Consider the following 17,739-nt stretch of genomic DNA (forward strand, 5'->3'; position numbering starts at 1 on the left):
CAACATATTCATCGCTGTTATCAGGCCGGAGAAGGCGCTTGCCCCATCCTCCGGCTTGCAGAACGACGGCAACATTATCGAAGCAGGAGAAATGTCATGAGCAAGCTGTTGGATCGCTTCCGCTATTTTAAATCTAAGGGCGACACCTTCGCTGACGGTCACGGTCAGGTGATGCACACCAACCGCGACTGGGAAGACAGTTATCGTCAACGCTGGCAGTTCGACAAGATTGTGCGTTCCACCCACGGGGTGAACTGTACCGGCTCCTGTAGCTGGAAAATTTATGTGAAAAACGGCCTGGTCACCTGGGAAGTCCAGCAGACCGACTATCCGCGTACCCGTCCGGATCTGCCCAACCACGAACCGCGCGGTTGCCCACGCGGGGCCAGCTATTCGTGGTATTTATACAGTGCCAATCGTCTGAAGTACCCGTTAGTGCGCAAGCGCCTGATCGAACTGTGGCGCGAAGCGTTGACCCAGTGCAGCGACCCGGTACTGGCCTGGGAATCGATCATGAACGACCCGCAGAAATGCATGAGTTACAAACAGGTGCGCGGGCGTGGCGGATTTATCCGGTCCAACTGGAAAGAGTTGAATCAACTGATCGCGGCGGCCAACGTCTGGACGATAAAAACCTACGGTCCGGACCGCGTTGCCGGATTTTCGCCGATCCCGGCCATGTCGATGGTGTCCTATGCCGCCGGAACCCGTTATCTCTCGCTGCTCGGCGGGACCTGCCTGAGCTTCTATGACTGGTATTGCGACCTGCCGCCTGCATCGCCCATGACGTGGGGCGAACAGACCGATGTGCCGGAATCCGCCGACTGGTACAACTCCAGCTACATCATTGCCTGGGGATCAAACGTCCCCCAGACCCGAACCCCGGACGCCCACTTCTTTACCGAAGTCCGCTACAAAGGCACGAAAACCGTTGCCATTACGCCTGACTTTTCGGAGGTCGCCAAGCTGAGCGACCAGTGGCTGGCGCCGAAGCAAGGCACCGACAGCGCGCTGGCGATGGCGATGGGCCACGTCATTCTCAAAGAGTTCCATCTCGATAACCCCAGCGACTACTTCCTCAACTATTGCCGCCGCTATACCGACATGCCGATGCTGGTTTTGCTGGATGCGCGCGAGGATGGCAGCTTCGTTCCGGGCCGCATGATGCGTGCGTCCGATTTGGTCGGCGGTCTCGGCGAAGCCAACAATCCGGAATGGAAAACCGTGGCATACAACAGCGTCGGTGAGTTAGTTGCGCCCAACGGCTCAATTGGCTTCCGCTGGGGTGAAAAAGGCAAATGGAACCTCGAGCCGCTGGCGGCAGGCCACGAAACCGAACTGACACTGTCGCTGCTCGGTCAACATGACGAGGTCCTGGGGGTGGCGTTCCCCTATTTCGGAGGGAACGAAAACCCGCATTTCCGTAGCGTGAAGCAGGAACCGGTGTTGGTCCGTCAGTTGCCAGTGAAACGCCTGACGCTTGCTGACGGCAGCAGTTGTCCGGTGGTAAGCGTCTATGATCTGGTGCTCGCCAACTACGGCCTCGATCGTGGGCTGGACGATGCGTACGGCGCGAAAGATTATGCGGAAGTGAAAGCCTATACGCCCGCCTGGGCGGAACAGATCACCGGCGTACCGCGTTACCATATTGAAACCATTGCCCGCGAATTTGCCGATACGGCGCATAAAACCCACGGGCGTTCGATGATTATCCTCGGTGCCGGCGTTAACCACTGGTATCACATGGACATGAACTACCGCGGAATGATCAACATCCTCGTGTTCTGCGGCTGTGTCGGACAAAGCGGCGGCGGCTGGGCGCACTACGTCGGCCAGGAAAAACTGCGTCCGCAGACTGGCTGGCTGCCGCTGGCCTTCGCGCTGGACTGGAACCGTCCGCCGCGCCAGATGAACAGCACCTCATTCTTCTATAATCACGCCAGCCAGTGGCGTTATGAGAAGCTCACTGCGCAGGAGCTTCTCTCACCGTTAGCCGACCCGGCGAAATTTACCGGCCATTTAATTGACTTCAACGTGCGGGCTGAGCGTATGGGCTGGCTGCCGTCCGCGCCGCAGCTCAATCTTAACCCGCTGACGCTAAAAACCCGTGCGGAAAAAGCCGGTCAGTCACCCGTGGATTACACCGTGCAGGCGCTGAAATCGGGCGATATCCGCTTTGCCTGCGAACAGCCGGACAGCGGCAATAACCACCCGCGCAACCTGTTTGTCTGGCGCTCGAACCTCCTCGGCTCATCCGGCAAAGGGCATGAATACATGCTCAAATATTTGCTCGGGACCGAAAGCGGCATTCAGGGTGAAGCGCTCGGCTCTAGCGAGGGGATTAAACCGGAAGAAGTGGAATGGCAGTCTGCCGCCATTGAAGGCAAGCTGGATCTGCTGGTCACGCTCGACTTTCGCATGTCCAGCACCTGCCTGTTCTCCGATATCGTGTTGCCGACCGCCACCTGGTACGAAAAAGATGATATGAACACGTCGGATATGCACCCGTTTATTCACCCGCTGTCGGCGGCGGTGGATCCCGCGTGGGAATCGCGCAGCGACTGGGAGATCTACAAGGGCATCGCTAAGGTCTTTTCCGAGGTGTGTGTCGGCCATCTGGGTCAGGAAACCGACGTGGTGTTGCAGCCGTTGCAGCACGACTCCCCGGCAGAATTGTCGCAACCGTTTGATATCCTCGACTGGCGCAAAAACGAGTGCGATCTGATCCCCGGCAAAACCGCGCCCAACCTGGTGGTCGTGGAACGCGACTACCCCGCCACTTACGAGCGCTTCACCTCGCTCGGCCCGCTGATGGATAAACTGGGCAACGGCGGCAAGGGCATCACCTGGAATACCGAGGCGGAAGTCGAATTCCTCGGTAAACTGAACTATACCAAGCGCGAAGGCCCGGCTAAAGGCCGACCGCGGATCGACACCGCGCTGGACGCGTCCGAAGTGATCCTTGCGCTGGCGCCGGAAACCAACGGTCAGGTGGCGGTGAAAGCGTGGGAAGCGCTCGGCGCGATGACCGGGCGCGAACATACCCATCTGGCGCTGAATAAAGAAGATGAGAAGATCCGTTTTCGTGATATTCAGGCGCAGCCGCGCAAAATCATCTCCAGCCCCACCTGGTCCGGTCTGGAAAGCGAACATGTCTCTTATAACGCGGGTTACACCAACGTCCACGAACTGATCCCCTGGCGCACCCTTTCTGGCCGCCAGCAGTTGTATCAGGATCATCAGTGGATGCGCGCATTCGGTGAAAGCCTTGTCGCCTATCGACCGCCGATAGACACCCGCAGCGTCAGCGAAATGCGCGAGATCCCGCCCAACGGCTTCCCGGAAAAAGCGCTCAACTTCCTGACGCCCCATCAGAAATGGGGCATCCACTCTACGTATAGCGAAAACCTGCTCATGCTGACGCTGTCACGTGGGGGACCGATTGTCTGGATAAGCGAAACCGACGCCCGCGAGCTGGGCATTGAAGACAACGACTGGATTGAAGCCTTCAACGCCAACGGCGCACTGACCGCTCGCGCGGTGGTCAGCCAGCGTGTACCGCCGGGGATGACCATGATGTATCACGCCCAGGAACGCATCATGAATATTCCGGGGTCAGAAATTACCGGGATGCGTGGCGGTATTCATAACTCGGTAACCCGCGTCTGTCCGAAACCCACACACATGATCGGCGGCTACGCTCAACTGGCCTATGGCTTTAACTACTATGGCACCGTCGGCTCTAACCGCGACGAGTTCATCATGATTCGAAAAATGAAAAATATCGACTGGCTGGATGATGAAGGTCGCAATCAGGTACAGGAGGCGAAAAAATGAAAATACGCTCACAGGTTGGGATGGTGCTTAACCTCGATAAATGCATTGGCTGCCACACCTGCTCTGTCACCTGTAAAAACGTCTGGACCGGACGTGAAGGGATGGAATACGCATGGTTTAACAACGTCGAAACCAAACCGGGTATCGGGTATCCGAAAAACTGGGAAGACCAGGAAGAGTGGCAAGGCGGCTGGGTTCGCGACGTGAACGGTAAAATACGCCCGCGCATGGGCGGAAAAATGGGCGTCATCACCAAAATCTTCGCAAACCCGGTTGTGCCGCAGATAGACGACTACTATGAGCCCTTTACTTTTGACTATCAGCACCTGCACAGCGCGCCGGAGGGTAAACACCAGCCGACCGCCCGCCCGCGCTCGTTGATTGACGGTAAGCGGATGGACAAAATTATCTGGGGGCCAAACTGGGAAGAACTGCTTGGCGGCGAGTTTGAAAAGCGCGCCCGTGACCGTAACTTCGACAAGATCCAGAAGGAAATGTACGGGCAGTTTGAAAACACCTTCATGATGTATCTGCCCCGCCTTTGCGAACATTGTCTGAACCCAAGCTGCGTCGCCACTTGCCCGAGCGGCGCGATCTATAAGCGTGAAGAAGACGGCATCGTGCTGATCGACCAGGACAAGTGCCGCGGCTGGCGTCTGTGCATTAGCGGCTGCCCGTACAAAAAAATCTACTTCAACTGGAAGAGCGGCAAGTCTGAGAAATGCATCTTCTGCTATCCGCGCATTGAGTCCGGGCAGCCAACCGTGTGTTCTGAAACCTGTGTTGGGCGCATTCGCTACCTCGGCGTGTTGTTGTATGACGCAGACCGCATCGAAGAAGCCGCCAGCACCGAGCATGAAACCGATCTGTACGAGCGTCAGTGCGACGTGTTCCTGAACCCGAACGACCCGGCGGTGATTGAAGAGGCCTTGAAACAGGGTATTCCGCAGAACGTGATCGACGCGGCGCAGCGTTCCCCTGTCTATAAAATGGCGATGGACTGGAAACTGGCGTTGCCGCTGCATCCGGAATACCGCACCTTGCCGATGGTCTGGTACGTCCCGCCGCTGTCGCCGATTCAGTCTTACGCCGACGCCGGAGGGCTGCCGCCGTCAAATGGCGTACTGCCGGCGATCGAAAGCCTGCGCATTCCGGTGCAGTACCTTGCGAATATGCTCAGCGCAGGCGATACCGGCCCGGTGCTGCGCGCCCTGAAGCGCATGATGGCCATGCGTCATTACATGCGTTCGCAAACAGTGGAAGGCGTGACGGATACCCGCGCCATTGAGGAAGTGGGCCTGAGCGTCGAACAGGTTGAGGAGATGTATCGCTATCTGGCGATCGCCAACTACGAAGACCGTTTCGTGATCCCGACCAGCCATCGCGAGATGGCGCGCGACGCCTTCCCTGAGCGCAACGGCTGCGGCTTTACCTTTGGCGACGGCTGCCACGGTTCCGACACCAAGTTCAACCTGTTCAACAGTAGCCGCATTGACGCCATCAACATCACCGAAGTGCGTGATAAAGCGGAGGGAGAATAATGCAAATCCTCAAAGCGATCGGTCTGTTGATGGAATACCCGGATGAGTTTCTCTGGGAATGCAAAGACGAAGTGCTGGCGATGGTGCGTCACGACGCGCCTGCGCTCAACGGCTTCGCCACCGACATGCTCAACGCCCCGCTGCTGGATAAGCAGGCCGAATGGTGTGAAGTCTTTGACCGGGGCCGCGCCACGTCGCTACTGCTGTTTGAACATGTCCACGCCGAGTCCCGCGATCGCGGCCAGGCGATGGTCGATCTGATGACCCAGTACGAGAAAGTGGGTCTGCAACTCGACTGTCGCGAACTTCCCGACCATTTGCCGCTGTATCTCGAATATCTCAGCATTTTGTCGGAAGCCGATGCGCGCGAAGGTCTGCAAAACGTCGCGCCGATTCTGGCGTTACTGGGAGGGAGGCTGAAACAGCGCGGCGCCCCGTGGTATCAATTATTCGATGCCCTGCTGAACCTCGCCGGAAGCCCGCTTTCAAGTGACAGCGTCACGCCACAGGTAACGCAAGAAAGCCGTGATGACACTCGTCAGGCGCTTGATGCCGTCTGGGAAGAAGAACAGGTGAAGTTTATTGAAGATAACGCCACAGCCTGTGACAGCTCACCGTTACACCAATATCAACGACGCTTTAGCCAGGACGTGGCGCCTCAGTACGTCGACGTCAGTGCGGGAGGCCCGAAATGATACAGTACCTGAACGTCTTTTTTTACGATATCTACCCTTACATCTGCGCGACCGTTTTTTTTCTCGGTAGTTGGCTGCGGTATGATTATGGTCAGTACACCTGGCGCGCCTCGTCCAGCCAGATGCTGGATAAGCGCGGCATGGTGGTCTGGTCGAACCTGTTCCACATCGGCATACTCGGCATTTTCTTCGGCCATCTTTTCGGCATGTTGACACCGCACTGGATGTACGCCTGGTTTTTGCCGATCGCGGTCAAACAGCAAATGGCGATGGTTCTCGGCGGCGTGTGCGGTGTACTGACGCTCATTGGCGGCGCTGGTTTGCTCTGGCGTCGTCTCACCAACCAGCGCGTCCGCGCCACCTCGACCACGCCGGACATTATCATCATGAGCATCCTGCTGATCCAGTGCCTGCTTGGGCTGAGTACTATTCCGTTTTCAGCCCAATATCCTGACGGCAGTGAAATGATGAAGCTGGTTGGCTGGGCACAGAGTATTGTCACCTTCCGTGGCGGCTCGTCAGAAATGCTTAATGGCGTTGCCTTCGTTTTCCGCGTCCATCTGGTGTTGGGGATGACCATTTTTCTGCTGTTCCCGTTCACCCGTCTGGTACACGTCTGGAGCGCGCCGTTTGAGTATTTTACCCGCCGATACCAGATAGTCCGTTCTCGCCGATAAGTTTTTTCGCCCGGTAGCGCCTCGCCTGCCGGGTTTATTTCCTTAAGTATCATTCTCTGTTTCCTTAACACGGCGGCGCTGTATTTAAGAAATGACGAAGATTTGCGTGCCACAGTTTAAAATTCTCTTAAATACTTTAAATACCGCATCTCTGACCAGCACTCGGCGCCCGCCCGAGCCATTAATGCTGGTGACGAGTTAAAATCATTTCATTTGCCTTCGCTTAAGCAGAATTAGACAATTTTCCTGCCGTTCTACCTTTCTTTCTATGAAATAAATAACAGACGCCAGGACTGGTGTCTTATCTACGCATTACTCAAGGATACTGGAATTTATCTATGAAGATACCTGCCTTATCACCCCAAATTAAACCCAAAAAAATTGCTTTATTATTAAGTGCATTATTAGCCACTACAACCTTTTCTGCTTTTTCCGCGCCAGTAAAATATACTCTCGACGCCAGCACGCCCAGCGACCAACGCACGGTGAATATCACCAATGGGGATGAAATCTCAAGAATTGATATTAACGTTGCTGATGGTCGCGTTGATTTCGCCGACAATATCACAATGAACAGTACCGGCGTAGTTAACGCAACAGGTTCCCGAAACGTCTGGTTCGCTTACCTTAAAGCCGGTGAGATAAATCTGGGTAATCATTTTACCCTTAACTTCGACCCGCGCTCGAATGGGACCTATTCGACTTCCGATGGTATTGCCCTGTATGGCACCGGCAAACTGACCGCCGAAAATTACACCTTCATTAACATGAATGACAGCGAAGAATCGAACGGGCTGTACGTTGGCGATAATGCCCGGGCCGACCTGAAAGGCCTGACCACCATCAGAGGCGGCGGTATCAGCGCCGGATCGCAGGGGATTTTAAACGCCGAGAATATTGATATCGCGTATACCCGTCCCGGCATCCGTGAATCTGGCGACTCAACCGATACCGGCATGGCGTTATGGGGCGGGAAAGTCACCGTCACCGGTAACACCACCATTAATATTGTCTCCCCCACCTTTTATCTGGAAGGGATTCGCACATATACCGACCTGGAGTTGGCCGGACATACGGATATTCAGTTAACCAGTAATTCAACTGACCGCTACTCTGATGTCACAGGCATTCTTATTTTCGACTCGTTCACCAGTTCCTCCCTGAGCGGTAAGCGTGTTTTCAACGATGTCAGTATCAAAATTAAAAGCACCACCGAGGAAGGCTACGCTGATGGCCTGACATACCTCGGCGGCAACGGTAAACATACCGATCTGATTATCAATAAAATTGATATTGATAGCTCGGGAAATGATATTGTCCGCGGTATTTATTTGTGGGGTGACGATCCCGCTGAGACGGCTACGCATCGTATCAACGATGCGAAAATAACGTTATCCGGCAATGATAAGGCAACGCTGTGGGGCTTTTTTAGCGCCAACGTGAATCAGGATGACGGTATCGTGCAATGGGACGCCGATACGATCGTCGGCAACATCGCCATTACCTCTAAGGGGGGTAAAGAGTCATATCTGCTTTATCAGGCGGACGCCCTGTTTACTGGCGATGTCATTTTAGGTGATCGGAACGCCTATGAGTCTGTCGCCGATACGCTGTACTCCATTTATGGACGCTGGGGTTCAACGGATATCACTAACAATAATAAGCTGGTTGCATGGGGTAAAATGCTGGTCCGCGGCGACCATGCGATTAACATTGTGTCTGGCGATAACTCCTACATTTATGGCGACACGGCTATTGAAGAACAAGGTTCCATCAATATGGAACTGAATGGTAGCAACAGCCGCTGGGATATGGTTGCCAACTCTACACTGACCACGCTGACCCTGAACGACGCCACGCTGAATTTCATGCCTGGCGACACCGCCTCCCGCACGCTGACCCGCGACGCGGCAACGTTCAAAACCCTGACGGTGAACGGTGATTACGCCGGTAATAACGGTAATCTCGTGATGAACACCCAACTGGGCGATGATGCATCACCCACCGACAAGCTGGTTGTGCAGGGCAATACCTCCGGTAACACGAACGTGACGGTGCTGAACGCGGGCGGCGCAGGCGGCCTGACAACGAACGGTATCGAACTGATCAGTGTGGCGGGTAATTCTGACGGCGTGTTTACCCAAAACGGACGTATCGTGGCGGGTGCCTATGACTACACCCTGGCGCGTGGTGAAGGCCAGAACGACAAGAACTGGTATCTGACCAGCGCGCTATCGACAGAACCGCAACCAGAGCCGCAAGAGCCGCTGGCGCCTGTTGATCCGGTAGAGCCTTCCCCAACCCCGCGCGAAAACGCGGTGCGTCCGGAGGCGGGTCTGTACGGCATGAACCTGCAGGCGGCGAACACGATGTTTAACACCCGTCTGCACGACCGCCTGGGCGAAACCCACTACGTCGACGCCCTGACCGGTGAGAAAGCGGTGACCAGCCTGTGGCTGCGCAACGTCGGTGGTCATACCCGCCAGAAAGACAGCAGCGGCCAGCTGGATATGCAGGCCAACCGCTATGTGATGCAGCTTGGCGGCGACATCGCCCAGTGGTCTTCCGACAACACTGACCGTTTCCACCTTGGTCTGATGGCGGGCTACGCCAACCAGAAAGCGCGGGCGGAAAACCAGCGTAACGGCAACCGCGCCGACAGCCGCATCAGCGGTTACAGCGTCGGTCTGTACGGCACCTGGCTGCAGGACAACGCCACCCACGAAGGCGCGTATGTCGATACCTGGGCGCAGTACAGCTGGTTTGACAACACCGTTTCCGGTCGCGGCGTCGAATCCGAAGAGTACGACTCAAAAGGCTTCACCGCGTCGGTGGAATCCGGCTACACATGGAAACTGGCGGACATCAGCGAGCGTAACGCGCTGTATATCCAGCCGAAAGCGCAGGTCACCTGGATGGGCGTAAAGGCGGACGAACACCGCGAAGCCAACGGCACCCGCGTAACCGGTCACGGTGACGGTAACGTGCAGACCCGCGTCGGCGTGCGTCTGTTCGGCAAGGGCCACAACAAACTGGATGACGGTAAAGGCCGCACCTTCCAGCCGTTTGTCGAAGCGAACTGGATCCACAACAGCAAGGAGTTCGGCGTGTCGATGAACGGTGACAACGTGAATCTGGACGGTACCCGCAATATCGGCGAGCTGAAGGCCGGTGTGGAAGGCCAGCTGACAAAGAACGTCTCCCTGTGGAGCAACGTCGCGCAGCAGGTCGGCGATAAAGGCTACAGCGACACCTCGGCGATGCTCGGCATTAAAGCGTCGTTCTGATAAATACGGCCCGGTGGCGCAATGCTTCCGGGCCTGTGACTTACTTCCCCGCCTCCGGATGCGTATCAAACGCCGCCATCACCCTTGCCAGTTCAGCTTCACTGATCCCATGCTTTGCATCGTCTACCCCGAGCCCAAAACGATCCTGGAGTAAGACATACAGTGACGCGACGTCCGGACAGTGAATCTGCTCAACCGCGTGCCCGTGTTCATAATGGGTAAAGTAGAAATTGGTGAGCGTCAGCTTGCCGCCATCAGGCAAATGACGGCACATCAGCAAATGATGGCGAAAATGCGACTGCGGCCAGTGAGCAGACCAGAAGTTGCCCATCACATAATCGCTCTGATGCTGAGTAACCAGATCGAAACGGTACATCGACTGCCAGTGCGTGTGATGACGAAATTGCAAAATCCAGTCTTCGCCTTCCTGCAACAGTCGGTACTCACCGTGCGGCGTCTGCTGTGGGATGTCCGCAAGCAGGCGAATCGGCGCAGTCAACGTCTGTCCGCCAAAACCAACATCCGCGATCCACGCTTCGCCGTCCACTTCGACTAACAGCAGACGATGGGTTCGCGGCGGCAGGCTCGGCGGATTCGACAGCACAACCCGCCCCAGCAAGCTGCGAACGGTAAACCCCAGTTCGCGTAAGACCCGCTCGAATACGCCATTTTGCTCAAAACAGTAGCCGCCACGGCGGGCGCCGATCAGTTTCTCCGCCAGCGACTGTTCGTCCAGCTGCATTTCGCGCGGCAGCAGAACGTCCAGGTTTTCAAAAGGAATGGTACAGTTATGCTGTAAGTGCAGCGCCCGCAGCGTCTCAAGCGTGACGTCGGTCGGCCCGGACCAGTTCAGGCGGGCGAAGTAGGCATTCAGGATGGGGGTCATCGGGGTTCCTGCGGTGATCCGGTAAGGTGCGAAAGAGTATAAACGATGGATCCCGAAAGAGACGCCACTTATTGTGCAAATTGGCGCCCAGCCACTTATCATTAATACTCAGAAAACACGTTGCGAGACAACCCGATGAGTCGATTCCGCCCTGTCGAATTACGCCACGCCAGCCGCCTGCTCAATCACGGTCCCACGGTGTTGATCACCAGTCGCGACGACGCCAGCGCAAGACGCAATATCATGGCCGCCGCCTGGTCAATGCCGGTTGAATTTGAGCCGCCTCGTATCGCGATAGTGGTGGATAAATCAACCTGGTCACGCGAGTTGATTGAGCGCAGCGGCCTGTTCGGCATCGTCATACCCGGCGTAGCGGCGACCAACTGGACATGGGCTGTCGGCAGCGTTTCCGGGCGCGACGAGGACAAGTTCAACTGTTATGGTATTCCGGTGGTAAACGGCCCGGTGCTTGGCCTGCCGTTAGTCGAAGAAAAATGCCTTGCGTGGATGGAATGCCGCCTGCTTCCCGCCACCGCAGCCCAGGAAAAATACGATACTCTGTTTGGTGAAGTGGTTTCTGCCGCTGCGGATGCGCGGGCGTTCACGGAAGGCCGCTGGCAGTTCGATGACGATAAACGTAATACCCTGCACCACCTCGGCGCGGGTACGTTTGTAACCAGCGGTAAACGCGTCACTGCGGGCTAATTACGCCTTTATTACCGTCACGCCTTTCGCCCGCATGGCGGTGATCCAGCCGTTATCGGTGTTATCTTCCACCACGACGGTGTTGATCAACGACACATCGCCAATGGCGAAGGGCGAGGCCGTATTGATTTTTTCCGGTGAAGCCAGAACGATGGTTTCCGCCGCCCTGGCGGAAAATGCGCGTTTGATGCACGCTTCTTCGTAATCGCCCGTGGTTAATCCCACTTCCGGGTGGATCCCTGTTGCCCCCATAAAAAACAGATCGGCCTGAATATTGCGGATACCTTCCACCGCCGCCGCGCCAACGGTAACGATGGAGTGTTTATACACCCGACCGCCAATCAGAATGATTTCGATGAGAGGATGATTCACCAGCTCCAGCGCAATGCCCGGACTGTGCGTGACTACCGTAATGTTGAGATCGTCCGGCAGACAGGCAATCAGCTCGGTGGTGGTCGTACCGCCATCCACAATGACCACCTGGCCGTTTGAGATAAGCGTCGCGCCTTTCTGCGCCAGTCGTTTTTTAGCATCGGTTTTGAGCGTTTTTCGCTCCACAAACGTACCAACGGCGGAAGAGGCAGGCAGCGCGCCGCCGTGGACCCGCTGTAAACGCCCTTCTGCCGCCAGCTCCCGCAGGTCACGGCGAATGGTGTCCTCCGAAACCGCAAAACGGCTGCTGAGCGATTTTGACAACACCTGTCCTTCTGCGGCGAGCAGATCGAGAATCAATTTTTTACGCTGATCGGTAAGCATCGGTTTATTCCTGGTTTTGCACGATAACTCTTGATCGTGCACGAATATGCTGTTTATGATGCCTACTCTACAAACGCAGGGCCTCTCAGGCAACAAAAACGTGCAGAAATACGCAATTCTGCGCACTCTTTTTCTTTAGTGAGGACATGATGACAGCACAACTTATCTTGATCGCCGGACCGTATCGCAGCGGTACAGACGGTAAACAGGCATTGATTGATGCGAATTTGCACCGTCTGGAAGCCGCCGCGCTTGCCGTCTACCAGCGCGGGCATATCCCGGTGATTGGCGAATGGCTCGCCTTGCCGCTGGCGAAAGCGGCGGGTTCAACCTCGCTGGGCGATGACATCAGCGAAGCGATGCTTTATCCGGTCGCACATCGGTTGATCACCCGCTGTAACGCCATTTATCGTATTCCCGGCGCTTCCCGAGGCGCGGATAAAGATATCGAGATCGCCCGCCAACTGGGACTGAACGTCTACACCACTCTGGAGGCTATTCCGCAGGCCTGATGATAAATTGTGCAGATATCAATCACCTGCCGGTATCTGCACCGCCTTGCCGTCCTTGCGAAGCCCACTATAGTTAATGTTGCATTACCTCAAATTTCCACGCCAACCCTCCGTTGTGCATGACATACCTAAAAGCCTATTCGCCATTCTAAAGAGAGGTTATTCAATGCAACTCAATACCATCGCCAGAGGCTTCATCCTCGCTGGGATGCTGACGTCATATTCCCTGCCCCTTCTGGCTGTCGAAGCGCCGAAAGACGCCACAGCCGCCACCCAACAGGCCAATAACGCGCTTTATAATCAACTGCCCTTCTCGGATAACACAGACTTTACCGATGCGCATAAGGGCTTTATCGCCCCGATACCGCAGGAGGTAATCAAGGGTGAACAAGGCAATGTGATCTGGAACCCCCAACAGTACGCGTTTATTAAAGAAGGCGATAAAGCGCCGGATTCAGTCAACCCAAGCCTCTGGCGTCAGGCGCAACTGATTAACATTAGCGGCCTGTTTGAAGTGACTGACGGGGTATATCAGATCCGCAACCTCGATCTGTCCAATATGACGATTATCGAAGGAAAAGAAGGTATTACCGTTGTTGACCCGCTGGTTTCAGCGGAAACGGCAAAGGTCGGCATGGATTTGTACTATAAGAATCGCGGAAACAAACCAGTTGTGGCCATCATTTATACCCACAGCCACGTTGACCACTATGGCGGCGTGCGCGGCGTGGTGGATGAAGCGGATGTGAAGTCCGGCAAAGTGAAAATCTACGCGCCCGCAGGTTTTATGGAAGAAGCGGTGTCGGAAAATATCATGGCTGGTAATGTGATGAGCCGCCGGGCCAGTTATATGTACGGCAACCTGCTAAAGCCTGATGTCAAAGGCCAGGTAGGCGCGGGACTGGGCACCACGACGTCTGCAGGTACCGTCACGTTGATCGCCCCGACCCACTACATCACCAAAACAGGGCAAAAAGAGGTGATTGACGGCCTGACCTACGATTTCCTGATGGCGCCAGGCTCTGAAGCCCCTTCCGAAATGTTGTGGTATATCGAAGAGAAGAAAATCATCGAGACCGCCGAGGATGTCACCCACACGCTGCATAACACGTATTCTTTGCGCGGCGCCAAAATTCGCCAGCCGTTGCCGTGGTCAAAATACATTAATGAAGCGCTCAATTTATGGGGTGATAAAGCCGAAATTATCCTCGCCCAGCATCACTGGCCGACATGGGGTAACGACAATGTCGTGAAACTGCTGAAGAGCCAGCGCGACCTGTACCGCTATATCAACGACCAGACCCTGCGCATGGCGAATCAGGGGCTCACCCGCGACGAGATCGCCGCTAACTTTACACTGCCGCCGTCGCTTGCCCACACCTGGGCGAACCGCGGCTACTATGGTTCCGTCAGCCACGACGTCAAAGCCACTTATGTGCTCTATCTCGGCTGGTTTGATGGCAATCCGGCTACCCTTGATGAGCTGCCGCCGGAAGAAGCGGCGAAGAAATTTGTCGAATACATGGGCGGCGCGGATGCCATTCTGCAAAAAGCGAAGCAGGATTACGATCAGGGGAATTACCGTTGGGTTGCGCAAGTGGTAAGCAAAGTGGTTTTTGCCGATCCGAATAATCAGGCGGCAAGGAACCTGGAGGCGGATGCGCTCGAACAGTTGGGTTACCAGGCGGAATCGGGTCCGTGGCGTAACTTTTATCTGACTGGCGCACAGGAATTGCGTAATGGCGTGCAAAAAATGCCTACGCCTAACACCGCCAGCCCGGATACCGTGCGGGCAATGACGCCGGAAATGTTCTTTGATTATCTCGCGGTTCACATCAACGGTGAAAAGGCGGCGGATGCGAAAGCAGTGCTTAATATTGACTTTGGGGAAGACGGCGGGAAATACAAAGTGGAGCTGGAAAACGGCGTCCTGAACCATACCGCAAACGTTGAAGATCCGCAGGCAGACGCGACGATCAGCCTGTCGCGCGACGCACTGAATCGCATTGTGCTAAAAGAGGAAACGCTGAAAGAGGCCACGGACAAAGGTGACGTAAAAATCACCGGCAATGCGGAAAAACTCAACGAACTGCTCGGCTATATGGATAAGTTCGAATTCTGGTTCAATATTGTCACCCCGTAATCAGCGTATGCCCGGCTCACTGCCGGGCATCGCTTTCTCCGTTTCCGCACTTATACAATTTCATTGCGCTTAAGCACCTGACGTAACGTCGGTAACTGGCAAACCGCATCCGCTATCGCGCTGATATTGGGCGTGTTGTCCTGAAACCAGTCGTGTCCCGGTCCCCATGTGCGCATCACGCAGAGGTAGCAGTCCAGCAGGGTTAACTGCTCGCCAAACGCATACGGCTCAGCGCTGAGCTGGTCATTTAGCCACAGATAGAGCGATTTACGGTATTCGATAACGTTTTTTTTCAGCGCTTCTGGCGCTTGCGGCGACCAGCGTTCAGGGTAATCGGCAAAGGTATAGGTCGGATAGACGTTAGCGACCAGCCAGATCAGCAAACGTTGAAACTGCTGTCGTTCCGCACTGCCAACAGGGGGAGCCAGTTCGGGACGGCGGTCGAGGACCATAAGCGCGATGGCCGCCGTTTCGCTCATTACCTCGCCGTTTTCCAGCGTTAGCGTCGGCACCTGACACAGCGGATTCAGCTTTAACAGTAAATCGCGCTGCGGCCCGTCGCGGTCAAATCCGCTGACATCAACGAACTGATAGGGAATGTCCGCCAGCGTAAGCATCAGCTCGCTAATCGCCGAACCCCAGCCCGGCGCGCCGTAGATCTTAATCATGCTGCCTCCACCCGGTTAAAAGAGTAAGTGTAGAGTAACCTGGCAGATGCCGCCCGTAGCCCGATCCGGCGCGTTGCAGGTGCGCATTGCTTATTTATTACGCAGACTGACCATTCGTATTCGTATATTTTGCGCCGTTTATTATTTGCAGGTAGGATGCTTCGCCGGTGGTTTTATCCGTACACAGAATGACGGGAAAAATTTACCGCGTCGCGGCGGCTGTCGCGACAACAGTATTCTCACTTAGACAGGTAACAGGAAACGGAATGAATACACAAGACACCACGGCGTCGGCGCAGCACGCGGCGAAACGACGCTGGTTGAATGCCCATGAGGAAGGCTATCACAAAGCAATGGGCAACCGTCAGGTTCAGATGATCGCCATTGGCGGCGCCATTGGCACCGGGTTATTTTTAGGCGCGGGCGCACGCCTGCAAATGGCCGGTCCGGCGCTGGCGCTGGTTTATCTCGTTTGCGGGATTTTCTCGTTCTTTATCCTTCGCGCGCTGGGCGAACTGGTTCTCCATCGCCCTTCCAGCGGCAGCTTTGTCTCTTATGCCCGCGAATTTCTCGGTGAAAAAGCCGCTTATGTGGCCGGGTGGATGTATTTCGTCAACTGGGCGATGACGGGAATTGTCGATATCACCGCCGTGGCCCTGTATATGCACTACTGGGGCGCGTTTGGCGACGTACCGCAATGGGTCTTTGCTCTCGGCGCGCTGGCCATCGTCGGCACCATGAACATGATTGGCGTAAAATGGTTTGCCGAAATGGAGTTCTGGTTCGCGCTGGTGAAAGTGCTGGCAATTGTGATCTTTCTGGTGGTGGGCACGGTCTTTCTGGGGTCCGGCAAACCGCTGGACGGCAACGCCACCGGTTTTCATTTGATCACCGATAACGGCGGATTCTTCCCTCACGGCCTGCTGCCCGCGCTGGTTCTGGTGCAGGGTGTCGTCTTTGCGTTTGCCTCTATCGAACTGGTCGGCACCGCCGCCGGTGAGTGTAAAGATCCGCAGACCATGGTGCCTAAAGCCATTAACAGCGTGATCTGGCGTATCGGCCTGTTCTACGTGGGTTCCGTGGTGCTGCTGGTTCTGCTGCTGCCGTGGAATGCCTACCAGGCCGGACAAAGCCCGTTCGTCACGTTCTTCTCAAAACTTGGCGTGCCCTATATTGGCAGCATCATGAACATTGTGGTGTTGACCGCCGCGCTCTCCAGTCTGAACTCCGGCCTGTACTGCACCGGACGGATTCTGCGCTCAATGGCGATGGGCGGCTCCGCCCCGAAATTTATGAGTAAGATGAGCCGCCAGCATGTGCCCTGGGCGGGCATTATGGCGACGCTGGCGGTGTATGTTGTGGGCGTCTTCCTCAACTACCTGGTGCCTTCCCAGGTTTTTGAGATCGTCCTCAACTTCGCCTCGCTGGGCATTATTGCGTCGTGGGGATTCATTGTGGTGTGCCAGTTGCGCCTGCGCAAGGCAATCAAAGAGGGCAAAGCCGCCGATGTCAGCTTCAAGCTGCCGGGCGCGCCGTTCACCTCCTGGCTGACGCTGCTTTTCCTGTTAAGCGTACTGGTGCTGATGGCGTTTGACTATCCGAACGGCACCTATACCATCGCTTCCCTGCCGCTGATCGCCATTCTGCTGGTTGCTGGTTGGTTTGGCGTTCGTAAACGCGTTGCGGAAATCCATCGCACTGCGCCATAAAAAATGACAAAGGCCTGACCGACGACGCCGATCAGGCCTGCTTTTCAACGGCGTCGACTAATCCGCTTCGATAAGCTGCGCCACGTCATTCCTGTTGATTTCCCGTGCATTCCCGTCCTGATCGGTATAGCGGGTCATTCCCGTCTCTTTATCAAGCTGCGGTTTTCCCTGCGTGACGATGGTTTGCCCGCTTTTGGTAGTCATAACGTAATTCGTGGAGCAACCTGCCAGCGCGAACAGCATCACGCCAGCGCAAAGGCAGAACAGTGGCTTTTTCATAGCATTCCCAAGTGATTCATTTAACCGAAGCGGGACAGTGTAAT

Annotated in this window: 13 protein-coding genes; 9 read left to right on the forward strand and 4 right to left on the reverse strand. The window is 55.6% G+C overall.

The window, feature by feature from the left end; translation table 11 throughout:
• Nucleotides 1–96: 96 nt before the first annotated feature.
• The 5 genes from CSE01S_RS01045 (at nucleotide 97) to CSE01S_RS01065 (ending at nucleotide 10,037) form a co-directional block, all read left to right on the forward strand.
• Entirely contained in the window at nucleotides 97–3,837 is a 3,741-nt protein-coding gene (locus CSE01S_RS01045; protein ID WP_042283090.1) for a nitrate reductase subunit alpha, read from the forward strand.
• Nucleotides 3,834–5,378 (forward strand): nitrate reductase subunit beta, encoded by a 1,545-nt coding sequence (narH, locus tag CSE01S_RS01050; protein WP_042283092.1) that lies wholly within the window; start codon nucleotides 3,834–3,836, stop codon nucleotides 5,376–5,378. The genes CSE01S_RS01045 and narH overlap by 4 nt, the downstream gene beginning before the upstream one ends.
• Nucleotides 5,378–6,073: a nitrate reductase molybdenum cofactor assembly chaperone gene (narW, locus tag CSE01S_RS01055; RefSeq protein ID WP_042283094.1), complete on the forward strand. Its 696-nt coding sequence runs from the start codon at nucleotides 5,378–5,380 to the stop codon at nucleotides 6,071–6,073. Before narH ends, narW begins: the two co-directional genes overlap by 1 nt.
• A complete protein-coding gene (gene narI, locus CSE01S_RS01060; protein WP_042283097.1) occupies nucleotides 6,070–6,750 on the forward strand; it encodes a respiratory nitrate reductase subunit gamma in 681 nt (226 codons plus the stop codon). The genes narW and narI overlap by 4 nt, the downstream gene beginning before the upstream one ends.
• A 338-nt stretch (nucleotides 6,751–7,088) precedes the next feature.
• Nucleotides 7,089–10,037, forward strand: a complete 2,949-nt coding sequence (locus CSE01S_RS01065; protein WP_052406266.1) for an autotransporter outer membrane beta-barrel domain-containing protein — start codon at nucleotides 7,089–7,091, stop codon at nucleotides 10,035–10,037.
• 40 nt (nucleotides 10,038–10,077) lie between these two features.
• Here CSE01S_RS01065 and nhoA read toward each other — a convergent pair whose 3' ends face one another.
• A complete protein-coding gene (nhoA, locus tag CSE01S_RS01070) occupies nucleotides 10,078–10,923 on the reverse strand; it encodes an N-hydroxyarylamine O-acetyltransferase (protein ID WP_042283099.1) in 846 nt (281 codons plus the stop codon).
• A 135-nt stretch (nucleotides 10,924–11,058) separates the two neighbouring features.
• On the opposite strand from nhoA, the gene CSE01S_RS01075 reads away from it, so the two are divergent.
• The gene (locus CSE01S_RS01075; protein WP_042283101.1) at nucleotides 11,059–11,628 is read left to right on the forward strand and encodes a flavin reductase family protein; all 570 of its coding nucleotides are present in this window, start codon (nucleotides 11,059–11,061) and stop codon (nucleotides 11,626–11,628) included.
• Here CSE01S_RS01075 and CSE01S_RS01080 read toward each other — a convergent pair whose 3' ends face one another.
• Complete coding sequence (locus CSE01S_RS01080; protein ID WP_042283104.1) at nucleotides 11,629–12,384, reverse strand: DeoR/GlpR family DNA-binding transcription regulator; 756 nt, start codon at nucleotides 12,382–12,384, stop codon at nucleotides 11,629–11,631.
• Between the two features lie 149 nt (nucleotides 12,385–12,533).
• Here CSE01S_RS01080 and CSE01S_RS01085 point away from each other — a divergent pair, with 149 nt between their 5' ends.
• Both CSE01S_RS01085 and CSE01S_RS01090 read left to right on the forward strand, forming a co-directional pair.
• Nucleotides 12,534–12,896 (forward strand): TIR domain-containing protein, encoded by a 363-nt coding sequence (locus CSE01S_RS01085; protein WP_042283106.1) that lies wholly within the window; start codon nucleotides 12,534–12,536, stop codon nucleotides 12,894–12,896.
• Between the two features lie 166 nt (nucleotides 12,897–13,062).
• Nucleotides 13,063–15,039, forward strand: coding sequence for an alkyl/aryl-sulfatase (locus tag CSE01S_RS01090; RefSeq protein ID WP_042283108.1), 1,977 nt, complete (start codon nucleotides 13,063–13,065; stop codon nucleotides 15,037–15,039).
• A 50-nt stretch (nucleotides 15,040–15,089) separates the two neighbouring features.
• On the opposite strand, the gene CSE01S_RS01095 is transcribed toward CSE01S_RS01090, so the two are convergent.
• Nucleotides 15,090–15,707 (reverse strand): glutathione S-transferase family protein, encoded by a 618-nt coding sequence (locus tag CSE01S_RS01095; protein WP_042283110.1) that lies wholly within the window; start codon nucleotides 15,705–15,707, stop codon nucleotides 15,090–15,092.
• Nucleotides 15,708–15,973: 266 nt separating this feature from the next.
• Between CSE01S_RS01095 and ansP the strand changes: the two genes are divergently transcribed.
• On the forward strand, nucleotides 15,974–17,416 hold the full coding sequence (ansP, locus tag CSE01S_RS01105) for an L-asparagine permease (protein ID WP_042283115.1): 1,443 nt from the start codon (nucleotides 15,974–15,976) through the stop codon (nucleotides 17,414–17,416).
• Nucleotides 17,417–17,473: 57 nt separating this feature from the next.
• On the opposite strand, the gene CSE01S_RS01110 is transcribed toward ansP, so the two are convergent.
• Entirely contained in the window at nucleotides 17,474–17,695 is a 222-nt protein-coding gene (locus tag CSE01S_RS01110; protein WP_042283117.1) for a YgdI/YgdR family lipoprotein, read from the reverse strand.
• Nucleotides 17,696–17,739: the final 44 nt, after the last annotated feature.

Origin of the sequence: Citrobacter sedlakii NBRC 105722, from assembly GCF_000759835.1 — a bacterium.
Classification (GTDB): Bacteria; Pseudomonadota; Gammaproteobacteria; order Enterobacterales; family Enterobacteriaceae; genus Citrobacter_A; species Citrobacter_A sedlakii.